Consider the following 19,222-nt stretch of genomic DNA (forward strand, 5'->3'; position numbering starts at 1 on the left):
CCGCGGCCGGAGGCAGGTCACGGCGCGGGTGCGCGGAGGCGGCGGGGTACGCTGCGAACCGGGACCGACGCGGCGAGGAGGGCGACACACGGTGGCGCAGGGCGGTCGGCGGGACAGCCGGTTCGGGCGGTTCGTACGGCACGGTTTCACCGATCCGGCGGCGGCCGGGCGCCTGCTCGACGCACCCGTCCTCGCCCGGGTGCAGGACGACGCGGTCCTGCTGGACGCGCTCGGTGCCACCGCCGACCCCGACCTGGCGCTGCGCTCCTTCGTCCGGCTGGTGGAGGCCCAGCCGGACGACGCCGAACGCCAGACCCTGCTGGGCACCGTGCTGGCCGCCAAGCCGCTGCGCGACCGGCTGCTGGGCGTGCTCGGCGCCTCCGAGGCGCTCGGCGACCACCTCGCGCGGCACCCGCGCGACTGGCACGCCCTCCAGGCGTACGACACGGCCGACCTGCACCCGGGCATCGAGGAGTTCGAGGCCGCGCTCGCCCCCGCGACCGGCCCCGACGAGCTGCGCGTCGCCTACCGCCGGGCCCTGCTCAGCATCGCCGCCCGCGACATCTGCGGCACCACCGCCGTCGACGAGACCGCCGCCGAACTCGCCGACCTGGCCACCGCCACCCTGCGCGCCGCCCTCGCCATCGCCGAGCGCGAGGCGCCCGACGACGCGGCGCTGTGCCGGCTGGCCGTGATCGGGATGGGCAAGTGCGGCGGCCACGAGCTGAACTACGTCTCGGACGTGGACGTCGTCTTCGTCGCCGAGGCGACCGGCGGAACGGCCGCCGGGGGCGAGGGCGACGAGGAGAGCAAGGCCCTGCGCGCCGCGACCCGGCTCGCCTCCCGCATGATGCGGATCTGCTCCGACACCACGGCCGAGGGCACCATCTGGCCGGTGGACGCCAACCTGCGGCCGGAGGGGCGCAACGGCCCGCTGGTGCGCACCCTCTCCAGCCACCTGGCGTACTACCAGCGCTGGGCCAAGACCTGGGAGTTCCAGGCCCTGCTCAAGGCCCGCCCGGTGGCGGGGGACGCGGCGCTGGGCCGCGAGTACTGCGAGGCCGTCGCCCCCCTGGTGTGGCAGGCCGCCGAGCGCGAGAACTTCGTCACCGACGTCCAGCAGATGCGCCGCCGCGTCGTGGCCAACATCCCCGCCGCCCAGCTCGACCGCGAGCTCAAGCTCGGCCCCGGCGGACTGCGCGACGTGGAGTTCGCCGTCCAGCTCCTCCAGCTCGTCCACGGGCGCAGCGACACCTCGCTGCGCAGCCCCACCACCCTGGCCGCGCTCGACGCCCTCGCGGCGGGCGGGTACGTCGGCCGCCAGGACGCCGCCTCGCTCGGCCAGGCGTACCGCTTCCTGCGCACCCTGGAGCACCGCATACAGCTCTACCGGCTGCGCCGCACCCACCTGATGCCCCAGGACGAGGAGGAGCTGCGCCGGCTGGGGCGCTCCCTGGGCTTCCGCCAGGAGCCCGTCGCCGAGCTGACCCGCGCCTGGAAGCGGCACGCCGCGGTCGTGCGGCGGCTGCACGAGAAGCTGTTCTACCGGCCGCTGCTCGACGCCGTCGCCCAGCTCGCGCCCGGCGAGATCCGGCTGTCGGCCAGCGCGGCCCGGCAGCGGCTGGAGGCCCTGGGCTACGCCGACCCGGCCGCCGCCCTGCGCCATCTGGAGGCGCTCACCTCCGGGGTCAGCCGCAAGGCCGCCATCCAGCGCACCCTGCTGCCGGTGCTGCTCGGCTGGTTCGCCGACTCCGCCGACCCCGACGCCGGACTGCTCGGCTTCCGCAAGGTCTCCGACGCGCTCGGCCAGACGCCCTGGTACCTGCGGCTGCTGCGGGACGAGGGGGCCGCCGCCGAGAACCTGGCCCGGGTGCTGTCCGCCGGGCGCCTGGCCCCCGACCTGCTGCTGCGCGCGCCCGAGGCCGTCGCCCTGCTCGGCGATCCGGAGGGGCTGCACCCGCGCGGCCGGGAGGCGCTGACCCAGGAGGTGCTGGCGGCCGTCGGCCGCGCCGACGGGCCCGAGCAGGCCGTCACGGCGGCCCGCGGGGTGCGGCGCCGCGAGCTGTTCCGCACGGCGGCCGCCGACGTCATCGGCGCCTACAAGGCGGGCGGCACCGAGGCGGGCGAATCGGGCGGCGGCGCGGACGGCGGTGCGGACGGGGTGGCCGCCGCCGTGGACCGGGTGGGAGAGGCCCTGTCCGACCTCAACGCCGCGACCATCGCCGGGGCCCTGCGGGCCGCTGCGGCGGCCCGGTGGGGCGACACCCCGCCCACCCGCTTCGCCGTCATCGGCATGGGCCGCTTCGGCGGCCACGAGCTGAACTACGGCTCCGACGCGGACGTGCTGTTCGTCCACGAGCCGTACGAGGGAGCGGACGAACGGGAGGCGGGCGAGGCCGCCTTCGCCGTCGCCAACGAGATGCGCCGCCTGCTCCAGCTCCCCAGCAGCGACCCGCCGCTGCTCATCGACGCCGACCTGCGGCCGGAGGGCAAGAGCGGCCCCCTGGTGCGCACCCTGGCCTCCTACGAGGCCTACTACCGCCGCTGGGCGCTGGTGTGGGAGCGGCACGCGCTGCTGCGCGCCGAGCCCGTCGCGGGCGATGCGGACCTGGGGCGCCGCTTCACCGAGCTGATCGACCCCCTGCGCTACCCCGAGGGAGGTCTGGACGAGGAGGCGGTGCGGGAGATCCGCCGCCTGAAGGCCCGGATGGAGACCGAGCGGCTGCCGCGCGGCGCCGACCGCACCACCCACACCAAGCTCGGCCGGGGCGGGCTGTCGGACGTCGAGTGGACCGTCCAGCTCCTGCAGCTCCGCCACGGCGCGGCCGAGCCGGGCCTGCGCACCACCCGCACCCGCCGGGCCCTGGCCGCCGCGCGGGACGCCGGGCTGATCGGCGACGACGACGCCCGGATCCTGGACGAGGCGTGGCTGCTGGCCACACGGGTGCGCAACGCCGTGATGCTGGTGCGCGGCAGGCCCGGCGACACCTTCCCCTCCGAACCGCGCGAGCTGGCCGCGGTCGGCCGCTACCTCGGCTACGAGCCGGGACACGTGGGGGAGATGCTGGAGGACTACCGCCGCACCACGCGCCGGGCGCGGGCGGTGGTGGACCGGCTGTTCTACGAGGCCGACTGAGCCCTTCCGCCCGGGGTCTTCCGCCGGAGCCTCCCGCCGGAGGCGGACACCGCAGTGGTTTGCCCGACTTGTGGCCGGTTAGGCGGTACGGAGCACGATGACACGACGTCACGGCAAGGAGACCGCTATGGGCAAGCTGGGCGACATGGCCAAGAAGGCCAAGGAGATGGCCGGGAAGCACCCCGACCAGGCGGACAAGGGCGTCGACCGCGTCGAGCGGACGGTCGACGAGCGCACCGGCGACCGGTACGACCCCCAGACGGACCAGGCCGCGGACGCCGTCCGCCGCTCCTACGGCAACGGCGAGGACCACCTGCGGTAGCCCGGCCCACCGGAGACGGACGGCGGGGCCGCCGGCGCACTGCGCGCCGGCGGCCCCGCCGCTTCCGTCCCTGCGGGCCCCGGGGCCCTACGGTGTGGCCGGCACCAGTCGGGGCATGCGGTGGGCCGGCGCGCCGTACCAGAAGTAGGAGACCGCGAAGCCTATGCCCAGGCAGAGCACCCCGCCCACCGCGTCCAGCCAGAAGTGGTTGGCGGTGCAGACGATGACCACCAGGGTGGCCGCGGGGTAGAGCCAGCCGAGGACCTTCACCCACAGGGGGGCCGCCAGCACGGCGATGGTGATGCCGCACCACACCGACCAGCCGATGTGCATCGACGGCATGGCCGCGTACTGGTTGGAGACGTTGGCCATGTTGCCCGAGGCCATCGAACCCCAGGTGCCGTGGACCTTCACGGTGTCGATGAAGTGCACGCTCTCCATCAGCCGCGGCGGCGCCAGGGGGAAGAAGTAGTAGCCGAACAGGGCGACGGCCGTGGTGGCGAACAGCACCGTGCGCGCGGCGGCGTAGCGGCCCGGATGTCTGCGGTAGAGCCAGACCAGCACCCCGATGGTCACGATGAAGTGCAGCGTCGCGTAGTAGTAGTTCATCGACACGATGAGCCAGGTGACGCCGTTCACCGCGTGGTTGAGGGACTGCTCGACGGCGATGCCGAGGGCGCGCTCGACCTTCCACAGCCAGTCGGCGTTCCGCAGGGCCTGTGCCTCCTGCTCCGGCACGGCGTTGCGGATCATGGAGTACGTCCAGTAGCTGACCGCGATCAGCACGATCTCGAACCAGATGCGCGGCCTGCGGGGGGCGCGGATGCGCTGGACGACGGCGCGGCGCTGCGCCGGAACACCCTGGTGTTCACCTGCCGGAGCGGCCACGGCCACCCGGTCTTCTGCTGTCGTCCTCACACTCGGAGCCCCCATGGGGCGACAGTCTGCCAGAACCCGGCTTCCGACCGATCATCCCCCGGTCTGGTCCCGGCCGCCCTGACTCCTCCGCGAGGCCGATGCCCGCCCCTGGGGGGCGGAGGCGGTGGAGCCGCGCACGACCAGCTCGGGGAGGAAGACGAACTCGCTGTGCGGCGCGGGGGTGCCGCCGATCTCCTCCAGCAGCGCCCGTACGGCCGCCTGCCCCATCGCGGTCACCGGCTGCCGGATGGTGGTCAGGGGCGGGTCGGTGAAGGCGATCAGCGGGGAGTCGTCGAAGCCGATCACCGACACGTCGTCCGGCACCGACAGGCCGCGCTGCCGGGCGGCCCGGATCGCCCCGAGCGCCATCATGTCGCTGGCGCACACCACGGCCGTGCAGCCCCTGTCGATCAGGGCGCCGGCGGCGGCCTGCCCGCCCTCCAGGGTGTAGAGCGAGTGCTGGACCAGCTCCTCGGCCTCGCCCTGGGACATTCCGAGCTGCTCCTGGAGGCTGCTGAGGAAGCCCTCCGTCTTGCGCTGGACGGGTACGAACCGGGCCGGCCCCAGGGCCAGCCCGATCCGCTCGTGCCCGAGCGAGACCAGGTGCGTGACGGCCAGCCGCATCGCCGTGCGGTCGTCCGGCGAGACGAAGGGCGCCCGGACCTTCGGCGAGAAGCCGTTGATCATCACGAACGGCACGCCCTTGCCGCGGAGCTGCTCGTAGCGCTGCGTGTCGGCGGTGGTGTCGGCGTGCAGCCCGGAGACGAAGATGATGCCCGCCACGCCCCGGTCCACCAGCATCTCGGTCAGCTCGTCCTCGGTCGAGCCGCCGGGGGTCTGGGTGGCGAGGACGGGGGTGTAGCCCTGACGGGTCAGCGCCTGTCCGATGACCTGGGCGAACGCCGGGAAGATCGGGTTCTCCAGCTCCGGCGTGATCAGCCCGACCAGGCCCGCGCTGCGGCGGCGCAGCCGTACCGGCCGCTCGTACCCCAGCAGGTCCAGGGCGGCGAGGACGGACTCGCGGGTGGCCGGGGAAACGCCCGGTTTGCCGTTGAGGACGCGGCTGACCGTCGCTTCGCTGACCCCCGCCTGGGCTGCGATGTCAGCTAGCCGTGCGGTCACAGGACTGGACTGTACCGGCCGTGTGTCGGGCTGCCCACCGCACCCGGAAGTTTGCCGGAATTCTTGCGGTATCGCCCCACCGGGCCGGGCCACCGTCTCCCGCCCGCCGCGGAGGGCGGGAAACCTTGCGGTCGGCGGCGTCCGGGGCCGGGTCCCGGCCTCCGGGCCGCGGACGCGGAGAGGGGCGCGGCAGGGGCGCAGGCCCCCGCGGAAGCCGTTGCAGACTCGTTTGCAGAAAGTTGCCGCAAGGTCTTTCTAAAAGATTGCGCCGCTGTTACGTTCCTCGTCAGCCCGGCGCCGCGACGACGCGGCCCGCGCGGAGTACGCCCGTGCCCCCGCGAGACGGGCATCGGATCATGGAGGAGTTCACATGCGGCGTGGCATAGGGATCACCGCAGTGGCCGCGGCTCTCGCGCTCGCGGCGACGGCCTGCGGCGGCGACGGCGGCGACGGCGGCAAGAAGAACGCCGGCGGCGAGCTCTCGGGCACCGTCGAGTTCTGGGACACGTCGAACGAGGCCGAGAAGGGCTTCTTCAAGAAGGTCGCCGAGGAGTTCGAGAAGGACCACCCCAAGGTCGACGTCAAGTACGTCAACGTCCCCTTCGGTGAGGCCAGCAACAAGTTCAAGAACGCCGCGGGCGGCGGCTCCGGCGCCCCCGACGTGATCCGCGCCGAGGTCGCCTGGGTGGCCGACTTCGCCAACCTGGGCTACCTCGCCCCGCTGGACGACACCGTGGCCGTCGAGGGCAAGGACGACCACCTGCCGCAGGCCTGGGGCAGCACCCAGTTCGAGGGCAAGACCTACGGCGTGCCGCAGGTGATCGACACCCTCGCCCTCTTCTACAACAAGGACCTGCTGAAGAAGGCCGGCGTCGAGGTCCCGCAGTCCGTGGAGGACATCAAGGCCTCCACCGCGAAGTTCGCGAAGCAGGACGTCACCCCGTTCTACATGCGCGGTGACGACGCCTACTGGTTCCTGCCCTTCCTCTACGGCGAGGGCGGCGACATGCTCGACGCCGACGCCAAGAAGATCACCGTCGACGACGAGCCCGGCCGGAAGGCGTTCGAGGTGATCAAGGACCTGGTGGACTCCAAGGCCGCGACCACCGACACCACCGACGGGTGGGAGAACATGCAGAAGGCCTTCAAGGACGGCAAGGTCGCCATGATGCTCAACGGCCCCTGGGCCATCGAGGACACCCTCGCCGGCGGCCAGTTCAAGGGCAGGGAGGACAACCTCGGCGTCGCCCCCGTCCCGGCCGGCAGCGCGGGCCAGGGCTCCCCGCAGGGCGGCCACAACCTCTCGGTCTACGCCGGCTCCGACAACCTGGACGCCTCCTACGAGTTCGTGAAGTACATGACCTCCGCCGAGGTCCAGAAGCGCACCACCGAGGAACTGAGCCTGCTGCCGACCCGCGCCTCGGTGTACCAGGAGCAGACCGTCAAGGACAACAAGATGGTCCAGTTCTTCAAGCCCGCCGTGGACAAGGCCGTCGAGCGCCCGTGGATCGCCGAGGGCAACTCCCTCTTCGAGCCGCTCCGCGTCCAGCTCGCCGACGTGCTGACCGGCAAGACCGAGCCCGGCGCCGCGGCGAAGAAGGCCGGTACGGAGTACGCCAAGCTCCTCAAGGACGGGGACTGGAAGTAGGGACCGGAGGAGACCCCGGGGAGAACCCACAGAGAGGCTGACCGACGACCATGGCTGTCGAGACCGGCCAGTCGGTGGCACCGGCCGCGGGCGGCGACGCCCGCGGCCGCGGCCGCGGAACTGGCAGAACGTCGAACAAGGCCCCCGGACCGCTGCGCCGGGCCCTGGCCACCCACTGGTACGCCTGGGCCATGGTGGCCCCCGTGGTGACCGTCATCGGGGTGATCATCGGCTATCCGCTGGTCCGGGGCATCTACCTGTCCCTCACCGACGCCGACGAGGCCAACGTCGCCCGCACCATCGGCGTCAACGAGATCGAGGCGACGTATACGTTCGTCGGTCTCGACAACTACCGGGCGATCCTCACCGACAGCGTCTTCTGGGACCGGCTCGGCTGGACGGTCCTGTGGACCGTGGGCTGCGTCGGCATCACCTTCGCGGCCGGCCTGGCGCTGGCCGTCATGCTCAACCGGAAGCTGCGCGGCCGCACGGTCTACCGCATCGCCATCATCCTGCCCTGGGGCATCCCCGCCTTCGTCTCCGTCTTCGCCTGGCGGATGCTCTACAACGAGAAGAACGGCATCCTCAACAAGATCCTGGCGGGCGGCGGCATCGACGGCGTCCCCTGGCTGGGCGACCCCACCTGGGCCAAGGTCTCCGTCATCGCGGTGAACGTCTGGCTGGGCGTGCCCTTCATGCTCGTCGCCCTGCTGGGCGCCCTGCAGGCCATCCCCTCCGAACTGCTGGAGGCGGCCGAGATGGACGGGGCGAACGCCTGGCAGCGCTTCCGCAACGTGACCCTGCCGGGCATCCGCTCGGTCAGCAGCACCGTGGTCCTGCTGAGCACCATCTGGACGTTCAACATGTTCCCGGTGATCTTCCTGCTCACCCGCGGCGGCCCCGGTGACTCCACCGAGATCCTGGTGACGTACGCCTACCGGCTGTCCTTCCTGGTCAGCCCACGCGACTTCGCCACCTCCGCGGCCTGGGGCGTGCTCATCCTGCTGCTCCTGATGCTCTTCGCGGTGGGCTACCGCCGTTCGCTCCGCAAGCAGGGAGAGGTGTGGTGACGACCATGAACACCGCCGGGACCACGACGCCCGACCCCGCCACGACCGCGCCCGCGCCGTCCGTCCCCGCCGGGCGCCCCCGGCGCGTCCGCGGGCGCGGCGAGCGCGGCCCCCTGGCCTCCATCGGCCTGCACGCCGGCCTGCTGCTGGCCGCCGCGGTGGCGGTGTTCCCGCCGCTGTGGCTGCTGGTGACGTCCTTCAAGCCCAAGACCGACACCTTCACCACCTCGCTGGTGGAGAACTTCACCCTCGACAACTACGAGCACGTCCTGACCGAGACCCACTTCCTGACCTGGTTCTGGAACTCGGTGCTGATCGTGGTGGTGACCACGCTGCTCGGCGTCTTCATCTCCGCCACCACCGGATACGCCGTCAGCCGCTTCCGCTTCCCCGGCATGCGCCCGCTGATGTGGACCCTGCTGATCACGCAGATGTTCCCGATGGCGATCCTGATCGTGCCGCTGTACAACCTGATGTCCCAGCTCGGGCTCCTCAACCAGCCCATCGGCCTGATCATCACCTACCTCACCATCGCGGTGCCGTTCTGCGCCTGGATGATGAAGGGCTTCTTCGACACCATCCCCGTCTCCATCGACGAGTCCGGGCGGGTGGACGGCCTCAACCCCTTCGGCACCTTCTGGCGGCTGATCCTGCCGCTCGCCAAGCCCGGCATCGCCGTCACCGGCTTCTACAGCTTCGTGACCGCCTGGGCCGAGGTCGCCTACGCGTCGGCCTTCATGACCGGGGAGGAGAACCTCACCCTCGCCGGCGGCCTGCAGACCTTCGTCAACCAGTACACCGGCGACTGGGGTTCCATGACCGCCGCCGCGGTGATCATCGCCGTACCGGCCGCGATCGTCTTCGGGATCGCCCAGCGCCACCTCGTGGCCGGACTGACCTCCGGCGCCGTCAAGTCCTGACCGGGCCCGGCCCCGTCCGTCCGGCGCCTCGCGTCCCCCCACTCACGACCACCAGGGATGACATGACCCAGCACTCCTCAGTCCCCGTCGGCGGTACGGCTCCCGCCGTCCGTCCGGACGCCACGGGCGAGCCCACCGGCTGGTGGCGCGACGCGGTGATCTACCAGGTCTACCCCCGCTCCTTCGCCGACGGCAACGGCGACGGCATGGGCGACCTGGCGGGTGTCCGCGCGCGGCTGCCGTACCTGGCCGACCTGGGCGTCGACGCCGTCTGGCTCAGCCCCTTCTACGCCTCCCCGCAGGCCGACGCCGGATACGACGTCGCCGACTACCGCGCCATCGACCCGATGTTCGGCGACCTCCACGACGCCGACGCCCTGATCCGCGACGCCCACGAGCTGGGCCTGCGCATCATCGTGGACCTGGTGCCCAACCACTCCTCCGACCAGCACGAGTGGTTCCAGCGCGCCCTGCGCGAGGGGCCCGGATCGCCGCTGCGCGACCGCTACCACTTCCGTCCCGGCCGGGGCCCGGACGGGGACGAGCCCCCCAACGACTGGGAGTCCATCTTCGGCGGCCCGGCCTGGACCCGCACCAAGAACCCCGACGGCAGCCCGGGGGAGTGGTACCTGCACCTGTTCGCCCCCGAGCAGCCCGACTTCAACTGGGAGAACGAGGCCGTGCGGGACGAGTTCCGCTCGGTGCTGCGCTTCTGGCTGGACATGGGCGTGGACGGCTTCCGCATCGACGTCGCCCACGGCCTGGTCAAGGCCCCCGGCCTGCCCGACATGGGCCGGGCCGGGCAGCTCAAGCTGCTGGGCAGCCAGGTGCTGCCCTTCTTCGACCAGGACGGCGTCCACGAGATCTACCGCTCCTGGCGGCGCATCCTCGACGAGTACCCCGGCGAGCGCATCGGCGTCGCCGAGGCCTGGACGCCCAGCCCCGAGCGCACCGCCCTCTACCTGCGCCCCGACGAGCTGCACCAGGCGTTCAACTTCCACTACCTCAACACCGGCTGGAACGCCGAGGCGCTGCGGGCGGTCATCGACGAGTCGCTGGACTCCATGCGCCCGGTCGGCGCCCCCACCACCTGGGTGCTCTCCAACCACGACGTGGTGCGCCACCGCACCCGCCTCGGCGGCGGCCTGGCCCGCGCCCGCGCGGCCTCGCTGCTGATGCTGGCGCTGCCCGGTTCGGCGTACGTCTACCAGGGCGAGGAGCTGGGCCTGCCGGAGGTCACCGACCTGCCGGACGAGGTGCGCCAGGACCCGTCGTTCTTCCGGGACAACGGCCAGGACGGGCTGCGCGACGGCTGCCGCGTGCCCATCCCGTGGACCCCGGACGGCCCCAGCTACGGCTTCGGCTCCGGCGGGAGCTGGCTGCCCCAGCCGCCGGAGTGGGCGGAGCTGTCGGTCGAGGAGCAGACCGGCGACCCCACCTCCACCCTGGAGATGTACCGCAGCGCGCTCGCCGTGCGCCGCGAGCACCCGGCGCTCGGCGCCGGCGACGGCGTCGAGTGGCTGGAGGACTTCCCCGCGGGCGTGCTCGCCTTCCGCCGGCGCGCCGCCGACGGCTCCGGCGAGGACTTCGTCTGCACCGTCAACACCACCGGCCAGCCCGTGGAGCTGTCCACCGTCCCCGGCCGGGTGCTGCTGGCCAGCGGCGAGTACGACGGGGGCGCGCTCCCGGCGGACACCACCGTCTGGTGGACGGTGTGACCGAGCCGGACAGGGTTCCCCCGGCCGGGAGCGCGGCCGGGGGAACCGTCCCGGGCACCGCCCGCCTCGCCGACATCGCCGCCCAGGCCGCGGTCAGCGAGGCCACGGTCAGCCGGGTCCTCAACGGCAAGGCGGGCGTGGCGGCCGGGACCAGGCAGAAGGTGCTGGCCGCCCTGGACGTGCTGGGGTACGAGCGGCCGGTACGGCTGCGGCAGCGCAGCGCCGGGCTGATCGGGCTGGTCATCCCCGAGCTGACCAACCCGATCTTCCCGGCGTTCGCGCAGGTCATCGAGCAGGCCCTGGCCGGGCACGGCTACACCCCCGTGCTGTGCACCCAGATGCCCGGCGGCGCCACCGAGGACGAGCTGGTCGACCAGCTCGTCGAACGCGGCGTCAACGGCATCGTCTTCCTCTCCGGACTGCACGCCGACACCACCGCGGACCCCGACCGCTACGCCCGGCTCGCCGGGCGCGGTGTGCCGTTCGTGCTCATCAACGGCTTCAACGAGCGCATCAGCGCCCCCTTCGTCTCGCCCGACGACCGCGCGGCGGCGCGGATGGCCGTGCGCCACCTGACCGACCTCGGGCACGACCCGCGGCGGATCGGCCTGGCGGTCGGCCCGGTCCGGTACGTTCCGGTGCGGCGCAAGACCGAGGGCTTCACGGCGGCGCTGACGGAGCGGGGCGTGCCCGGGACGGTGGTCCGGGGACTGATCCGGCACACCCTGTTCACCCTCGAAGGCGGCCACGCCGCGGCGGGCGAGCTGATGGACGCCGGCTGCACGGGCGTCGTCTGCGGCAGCGACATGATGGCGCTCGGCGTGGTCCGGGCGGCCCGCCAGCGGGGGCTGGACGTGCCCCGCGACCTGTCGGTGGTCGGCTTCGACGACTCCGAGCTGATCGCCTTCACCGACCCGCCCCTGACGACCGTGCGGCAGCCGGTCAAGGCCATGGCGAACGCGGCGGTGAACGCGCTGCTGGAGGAGATCGGCGGCAACCCGGTCCAGCACGCGGAGTTCGTCTTCCAGCCCGAGCTGGTGGTGCGCGGCTCGACGGCTCCGCCGCCGTAGCCGCGGCCACGGCCGCACCGGCGCACAGGGAGGGCGCCGGGTGCGGCCCCGGCCCGGCCGGCCGGGCGCGTGGGGTTCGTGGTGAGAACCCCCGGCCGACCGGGCCGGGAGTGGAGTCGAACGTAGCACCGCGCAACTTCTTGCGAAAGAGATTACACATAGGGAACGGCGGCGTTTCCGGGATGTGTCCCGAGGTCTTGACGGTCGCCGGGGACGGACCTACGGTCTGCTGCGCGAAGGTTTTCACGCTCTTTCAGTCGTCTTGCAGAAAGAGCCTTCGGGTTCGGGACCTTCGGGTTCCACGGCCTACGGGCGCGGCGCGTTGCCCCCAGGCAGGCATTCGCATCGGCTTCCCCCACAGGAGGAAACGTGGCCAGGAGATCCACCTCCGCCGCGCTCGCACTTGTCGCGGGCATGGCAGGATCGCTCATCGCCGTCCCCGGACAGGCCCAGGCGGCCCCGCCCGGGACCAAGGACGTCACCGCCGTGCTGTTCGAGTGGAAGTTCGACTCGGTCGCGCGCGAGTGCACCAGCAGGCTCGGCCCGGCCGGATACGGTTACGTCCAGGTCTCACCGCCCCAGGAGCACATCCAGGGCAGCCAGTGGTGGACCTCGTACCAGCCCGTCAGCTACAAGATCGCCGGGCGTCTCGGCACCCGCGCGCAGTTCCAGAACATGGTCAACACCTGCCACGCGGCGGGCGTCAAGGTTGTGGTGGACACGGTGATCAACCACATGTCGGCGGGCAGCGGCACCGGCACCGGCGGCTCGTCGTACACCAAGTACGACTACCCCGGCATCTACCAGGGCCAGGACATGGACGACTGCCGGTCCCAGATCAGCAACTACCAGGACCGGTACAACGTCCAGCACTGCGAGCTGGTCGGCCTCGCCGACCTCGACACCGGCGAGCCCTACGTGCGCAGCCGGATCGCGGCCTACATGAACGACCTGCTCTCCCTCGGCGTGGACGGCTTCCGCATCGACGCCGCCAAGCACATGCCGGCGGGCGACCTGGCGGCCATCAAGTCCCAGCTCACCAACCCCGGCGCCTACTGGAAGCAGGAGGCCATCTACGGCGCCGGCGAGGCCGTCTCGCCCAGCGAGTACCTGGGCAACGGGGACGTCCAGGAGTTCCGCTACGCCCGTGACCTCAAGCGGGTCTTCAACAGCGAGAAGCTCGCGTACCTGAAGAACTACGGCGAGGGCTGGGGCTACATGGAGTCCGGCAGGTCCGCCGTCTTCGTCGACAACCACGACACCGAGCGCGGCGGCGACACCCTCAACTACAAGGACGGCGCCAACTACACCCTCGCCAACGTCTTCATGCTGGCCTGGCCGTACGGCTCCCCGGACGTCCACTCCGGCTACGAGTGGAGCGACAAGGACGCCGGTCCGCCCAACGGCGGCCAGGTGAACGCCTGCTGGCAGGACGGCTGGAAGTGCCAGCACGCCTGGCCCGAGATCGCCTCCATGGTGGCCCTCCGCAACGAGGCGCGCGGCCAGGCCGTCACCAACTGGTGGGACAACGGCAACGACGCCATAGCCTTCGGCCGCGGCAGCAAGGCGTACGTGGCCATCAACCACGAGACGTACGCGGTCTCCCGCACCTTCCAGACCTCGCTGCCGTCCGGCGACTACTGCGACGTCCAGAGCGGCCGGAAGGTGACCGTGAACGGCTCCGGCCAGTTCACCGCCACGCTGGGCCCGAACACCGCGCTCGCCCTGCGCACCGGCGCCCGCACCTGCTAGCGCGCCCGGCGCGGCGCTCCCGCGAACCGGCCGCCCGGCTCCCGTCCGCGTCCCCGCCGGGCCGGGCGGCCCCGAACCCCGCACCCCCACTCCCGCACCCCCCACGGACAAGCACCCACCGCATCCGAGGAGAGCGACCCGTGACAGGTCCCCTGGCGCGCAGAGGAACGGCCGTGAGCATCGTGGCCGCACTCCTCGCGACGCTCATCACCGCGGCGGCCCCCGCCGGGGCCGCGCCCCCGCCACCGCCGCCGTCCGACGCCGAGCTGGCCGCCGAGCCCACCCGGCACGACCTGACGCGGGAGCAGTTCTACTTCGTCCTGCCCGACCGCTTCGCCAACGGCGACCGGTCCAACGACCGCGGCGGGCTGGACGGCGGCCGGCTGACGACCGGCCACGACCCCACCCACAAGGGCTTCTACCACGGCGGCGACCTCAGGGGCCTGATCGAGAGGCTGGACTACGTCAAGGGGCTGGGCACCACCGCCATCTGGATGGCGCCCATCTTCAAGAACAAGCCCGTACAGGGCGAGGGCGAGAACGCCTCAGCGGGCTACCACGGCTACTGGATCACCGACTTCACCCGCGTCGACCCGCACTTCGGCACCAACGCCGAACTGCGCGAGCTGATCGACAAGGCCCACCGCAAGGGCATGAAGGTCTTCTTCGACGTCATCACCAACCACACCGCCGACGTCGTGGGCCACGAGGAGAAGTCCTCCGCCTACCTCTCCGAGGGCGCCTTCCCCTACCTCACCCGGGACGGCGAGCCCTTCGACGACACCGACCACGCGGCGGGGAAGACCTTCCCGCAGGTCGACCGCGACTCCTTCCCCCGCACCCCGGTCGTCCCGGCCGCCGAGAAGGACGTCAAGGTCCCGGCCTGGCTCAACGACCCGACGATGTACCACAACCGCGGTGACTCCACCTTCGCCGGGGAGAGCTCGCTGAACGGCGACTTCCACGGCCTGGACGACCTGTGGACCGAGCGGCCCGAGGTCGTCCGGGGCATGGAGAAGATCTACCAGCGGTGGGTCAGGGACTTCGACATCGACGGCTTCCGCATCGACACGGTCAAGCACGTCGACCTGGAGTTCTGGACCCAGTGGGCCACCGCGCTGGACGCCTACGCCGCGCAGCGGGGCCGCGAGGACTTCTTCATGTTCGGCGAGGTCTACACCTCCGACCCCGCCCAGATGGCCCCCTACGTCACCCGCGGCAAACTCGACGCCACCCTCGACTTCGGCTTCCAGGAGGCGGCCCGCTCCTACGCCTCCCGCGGCGGACCGGCCGCCAGGCTCTCCGAACTGTTCGCCCAGGACCACCGCTACACCACCGGCCGGTCCAACGCGTACGAGCAGGTCACCTTCACCGGCAACCACGACATGGGCCGCATCGGCACCTTCCTGCGCCAGGACAACCCCGGCGCTAGCGACGCCGAACTGCTGCGCCGGGCGACGCTCGCCAACGAGCTGATGTTCCTCACCCGCGGCAACCCGGTCGTCTACTACGGCGACGAACAGGGCTTCACCGGCGCCGGCGGCGACCAGGACGCCCGCCAGACCCTCTTCGCCTCCAAGGCGGCCGCCTACCTGGACGCGGAGAAGAACGACCGGATCGGCACCGACCGCACCCACGCCCAGGACGCGTACGACACCGGCCACCCCCTCTACCGGTCCATCGCCGCGCTGTCGAAGCTGACCCGGGAGCACCCCGCCCTGCGCGACGGCGTCCAGACCGAGCGGTACGTCGACACGACGGCCGGAGGCGACGGCCCGGGCGTGTACGCCTTCTCCCGCACCGACCCGAAGGACCGCACCGAGTACCTCGTCGCCGCCAACAACAGCGAGGAGGCCCGCACCGTCGAGGTCCCCACCGACTCGCCGGACACCGCCTTCCGGCAGCTCCACGGCGGCGACGCCACCGCGCGCACCGGCACCGACGCGAAGCTGACCGTCACCGTCCCGGCCCTGTCCACCGTGGTCTTCAAGGCCGCCGAGCCCCTGCCCGCCCCGGCCGCCCGGCCCACCGTGGAGCTGACGGCCCCCGCCGCGGGCGCCACCGGCACCGTCGAGATCACCGCCGGGGTCGGCGGCGGCCGGCTCAACCGCGTCGTCTTCGCCGCCCAGGTGGGCAACGGAAAGTGGCAGACCCTCGGCACCGCCGACCACGCCCCCTACAAGGTCACCCAGTACCTGGGCAAGGACGTGAGGGCCGGCACACCGCTGCGCTACAAGGCCGTCGTGGTCGACAGCGCGGGCCGCACCGCGAGCGACCTGGCCTCCTCCACCGCCGGCCAGGCCCCGCCGGAGGAGAAGCCCTCGGCGGTCGAGCGGGACTGGGCCGTCGTCCACTACCACCGCCCGGACGGCGACTACGACGGCCGCCGCCTGGTCTCCGGCGACCGCACCGCCGCCTTCACCGGCCGCGACGCCTACGGTGCCTTCGCCTGGCTGAAGGTCGCCGACGGCCAGTCCCGGCTGACGTTCACCATCGCCGGGGACGACGGCACCACCGACGGGCCCGAGCGCACCATCGACCTGGCGAGGACCGGCGAGGTGTGGATCGAGCAGGGCGAGGACGGGATCCTGACCGAACGGCCCGAGGGCGTCTACCCGCCGCAGGACGGGAAGAAGGCGGTCCTCCACTACCACCGCCCGGACGGCGACTACGACGGCTGGGGCCTGCACACCTGGACCGGCGCCGCCGAGCCCACCGACTGGTCCGCGCCGCTGATGCCCACCGGACGGGACGCCTTCGGCGTCACCTTCGAGGTGCCCCTCGCCGAGGGCGCCACCTCGCTGAGCTACATCATCCACCGGGGCGACCAGAAGGACGAGGCCGCCGACCAGTCGCTGGACTTCGCCACCCACGGACGCGAGGTGTGGAAGCTGTCGGCCACCCCCGGCCTCCTGCTGCCCACCACCGGCAGCGCCCCCGACCTGGACCCGGCCAAGGCCGAGGCCCAGTGGATCGACCGCGACACCGTCGCCTGGAAGACGGGCGGCACCGGCGCCGCCAGTCGGCAGCTCGTCTACGACACCGAGGGCACCATCGAGGTCAAGGACGGCGCCCTCACCCACGAGGGCCGCTGGCTGCGGCTGAACCCCGTCCCCGGCGGACTGACCGAGGAGCAGAAGAAGAAGTACCCGCACCTGAAGGACCACGCCGTCTTCACCGTCGACGCCCGCGACCGCGACCGGGTGCGCACCGCCCTGCGCGGCCAGCTCATCGCCACCGGGCGCAACGCCGACGGCGCGCTGCTGGCGGCGACCGGCGTGCAGATCGCCGGCGTGCTGGACGACCTCTACGGACGGAAGGCCGCCGGGGCCGACCTCGGCCCGGTCTTCGACGCCGGGGGCCGTCCGACCCTGTCGGTCTGGGCGCCCACCGCCCAGCGGGTCGCCCTCGACCTGGACGGCCGCACCGTGCCGATGCGGCGCGACGAGGCCACCGGCGTGTGGAGCGCGACCGGCGACCGGAGCTGGCGGGGCAAGCCGTACCGCTACCGGGTCACCGTCTGGGCGCCCTCGGTGCGGAAGGTGGTCACCAACACCGTCACCGACCCCTACTCCACCGCCCTGACCACCGACTCCCGGCAGAGCCTGGTGGTGGACCTGGCCGACCCCGGGCTCGCTCCCAAGGGCTGGAAGGAGCTGAAGAAGCCCAAGGCGGTGCCGCTGCGCGACGCCCGCATCCAGGAACTGCACATCCGCGACTTCTCCGTCGCCGACCCCACCGTGCGCACGGAGCACCGCGGCGGCTACCTGGCCTTCACCGAGGACTCCTCCGACGGCATGAAGCACCTGCGGAAGCTGGCGGACGCGGGCACCACCCACGTCCACCTGCTGCCCTCGTTCGACATCGCCTCCATCCCCGAGCGCGCCGCCGACCGCGCCGAACCCGGCTGCGACCTGGCGGCCCTGCCCGCCGACTCCGAGCGGCAGCAGGAGTGCGTCGGCGCGGTCCGCGACAAGGACGCCTACAACTGGGGCTACGACCCGCTGCACTACACCGTGCCCGAGGGCTCGTACGCCACCGACCCGGAGGGCACCACCCGCACCGTCGAGTACCGGAAGATGGTCCAGGGCCTCAACGAGGCCGGACTGCGGGTCGTCCTCGACGTGGTCTACAACCACACCATGGCCGCCGGCCAGCACGAGAAGTCCGTCCTGGACAAGATCGTGCCCGGCTACTACCACCGGCTGCTGGAGGACGGCACCGTCGCCACCTCCACCTGCTGCGCCAACACCGCGCCCGAGAACACCATGATGGGCAAGCTCACGGTGGACTCCATCGTCACCTGGGCCAAGCGGTACAAGGTGGACGGCTTCCGCTTCGACCTGATGGGCCACCACCCCAAGGCCAACATCCTGGCCGTCCGCGAGGCGCTGGACTCCCTCACCGTCGAGAAGGACGGCGTCGACGGGAAGAGCATCGTCCTCTACGGCGAGGGCTGGGACTTCGGCGAGGTCGCCGGCGACGCCCGCTTCGTCCAGGCCACCCAGAAGAACATGGCCGGCACCGGCATCGCCACCTTCTCCGACCGGGCCCGCGACGCGGTGCGCGGCGGCGGCCCCTTCGACGCCGACCCCGGCGTCCAGGGCTTCGCCAGCGGCCTGTACACCGACCCCAACCCCTCGCCCGCCAACGGCGACCGCGAGGAGCAGCGCAGGCGGCTGCTGCACTACCAGGACCTGATCAAGGTCGGGCTCAGCGGCAACCTCGCCGCCTACACCTTCACCGACACCTCCGGACGCACCGTGCAGGGATCGCAGGTCGACTACAACGGCTCACCGGCCGGGTACGCCGACGCCCCCGGCGACGCGCTCGCCTACGCCGACGCCCACGACAACGAGACCCTCTACGACGCCCTGGCGTTCAAGCTGCCGAAGGACACCCCGGCCGCCGACCGCGCCCGGATGCAGGTCGTCGCCCTGGCCACCGCCGCCCTCTCCCAGGGGCCGGTCCTCAGCCAGGCGGGCACGGACCTGCTGCGCTCCAAGTCCCTGGACCGCAACTCCTACGACTCCGGCGACTGGTACAACGCCGTCCACTGGGACTGCCGGGCCGGCAACGGCTTCGGCCGCGGCCTGCCCCCGGCCTGGGACAACCGGGACAAGTGGCCGCACGCCAGGCCGCTGCTCACCGCACCCGCGCTCTCCCCGTCCTGCAAGGAGATCGAGGGGACGTCCGCCGCCTACCGGGACCTGCTGACGATCCGCTCCACCGAGAAGGTCTTCGACCAGGCCACGGCGGCCGGGGTCCAGCAGGCCCTGTCCTTCCCGCTGTCGGGGAAGGACGAGACCCCGGGCGTGATCACCATGCGCCTGAAGGACGCCGGACGCGACCTGGTGGTCGTCTTCAACGCCACCCCCGAGCGGCGGACGCAGACCGTGGCCGCGCTCGCGGGCGCCTCCTACGCCCTGCACCCGGTGCAGGCGCGCGGGGCCGACGCGGTGGTGAAGACCTCCGCCTTCGACGCGGACCGGGGCGCCTTCACCGTCCCGCCGCGCACGGTGGCGGTGTTCGCCGCCCGGTAGGGC

General features: G+C 72.4%; 10 protein-coding genes and 1 pseudogene. 9 read left to right on the top strand and 2 right to left on the bottom strand.

What is annotated here, in order from left to right; translation table 11 throughout:
- Positions 1-91 precede the first annotated feature (91 nt).
- Together VE546_RS25600 and VE546_RS25605 are read left to right on the top strand one after the other, a co-directional pair.
- On the top strand, positions 92-3,136 hold the full coding sequence (locus VE546_RS25600; RefSeq protein ID WP_324926351.1) for a bifunctional [glutamine synthetase] adenylyltransferase/[glutamine synthetase]-adenylyl-L-tyrosine phosphorylase: 3,045 nt from the start codon (positions 92-94) through the stop codon (positions 3,134-3,136).
- 127 nt (positions 3,137-3,263) lie between these two features.
- Positions 3,264-3,458: an antitoxin gene (locus VE546_RS25605; RefSeq protein WP_324926381.1), complete on the top strand. Its 195-nt coding sequence runs from the start codon at positions 3,264-3,266 to the stop codon at positions 3,456-3,458.
- A gap of 87 nt (positions 3,459-3,545) precedes the next feature.
- Here VE546_RS25605 and VE546_RS25610 read toward each other — a convergent pair whose 3' ends face one another.
- Together VE546_RS25610 and VE546_RS25615 are read right to left on the bottom strand one after the other, a co-directional pair.
- The gene (locus tag VE546_RS25610; RefSeq protein WP_324926353.1) at positions 3,546-4,391 is read right to left on the bottom strand and encodes a phosphatase PAP2 family protein; all 846 of its coding nucleotides are present in this window, start codon (positions 4,389-4,391) and stop codon (positions 3,546-3,548) included.
- 36 nt (positions 4,392-4,427) lie between these two features.
- On the bottom strand, positions 4,428-5,498 hold the full coding sequence (locus VE546_RS25615; RefSeq protein ID WP_324926355.1) for a LacI family DNA-binding transcriptional regulator: 1,071 nt from the start codon (positions 5,496-5,498) through the stop codon (positions 4,428-4,430).
- Between the two features lie 370 nt (positions 5,499-5,868).
- On the opposite strand from VE546_RS25615, the gene VE546_RS25620 reads away from it, so the two are divergent.
- From VE546_RS25620 to pulA, 7 genes and pseudogenes are all read left to right on the top strand, one after another.
- Complete coding sequence (locus VE546_RS25620; RefSeq protein WP_324926357.1) at positions 5,869-7,146, top strand: extracellular solute-binding protein; 1,278 nt, start codon at positions 5,869-5,871, stop codon at positions 7,144-7,146.
- A gap of 50 nt (positions 7,147-7,196) precedes the next feature.
- On the top strand, positions 7,197-8,216 hold the full coding sequence (locus VE546_RS25625) for a sugar ABC transporter permease (RefSeq protein ID WP_324926359.1): 1,020 nt from the start codon (positions 7,197-7,199) through the stop codon (positions 8,214-8,216).
- 5 nt (positions 8,217-8,221) lie between these two features.
- Entirely contained in the window at positions 8,222-9,136 is a 915-nt protein-coding gene (locus tag VE546_RS25630) for a carbohydrate ABC transporter permease (protein ID WP_324926383.1), read from the top strand.
- A 62-nt stretch (positions 9,137-9,198) separates the two neighbouring features.
- Entirely contained in the window at positions 9,199-10,854 is a 1,656-nt protein-coding gene (locus VE546_RS25635; RefSeq protein WP_324926361.1) for a glycoside hydrolase family 13 protein, read from the top strand.
- The gene (locus VE546_RS25640) at positions 10,839-11,924 is read left to right on the top strand and encodes a LacI family DNA-binding transcriptional regulator (protein ID WP_414720586.1); all 1,086 of its coding nucleotides are present in this window, start codon (positions 10,839-10,841) and stop codon (positions 11,922-11,924) included. Before VE546_RS25635 ends, VE546_RS25640 begins: the two co-directional genes overlap by 16 nt.
- 369 nt (positions 11,925-12,293) lie before the next feature.
- Positions 12,294-13,673: pseudogene (locus VE546_RS25645) on the top strand (alpha-amylase); the annotation flags it as partial.
- A gap of 143 nt (positions 13,674-13,816) precedes the next feature.
- Positions 13,817-19,219 (top strand): pullulanase-type alpha-1,6-glucosidase, encoded by a 5,403-nt coding sequence (gene pulA / locus VE546_RS25650; protein WP_414720585.1) that lies wholly within the window; start codon positions 13,817-13,819, stop codon positions 19,217-19,219.
- The last annotated feature ends 3 nt before the right edge of the window (positions 19,220-19,222 follow it).

The sequence above is a fragment of the Streptomyces sp. genome, from assembly GCF_035644915.1.
Lineage (GTDB): Bacteria > Actinomycetota > Actinomycetes > Streptomycetales > Streptomycetaceae > Streptomyces.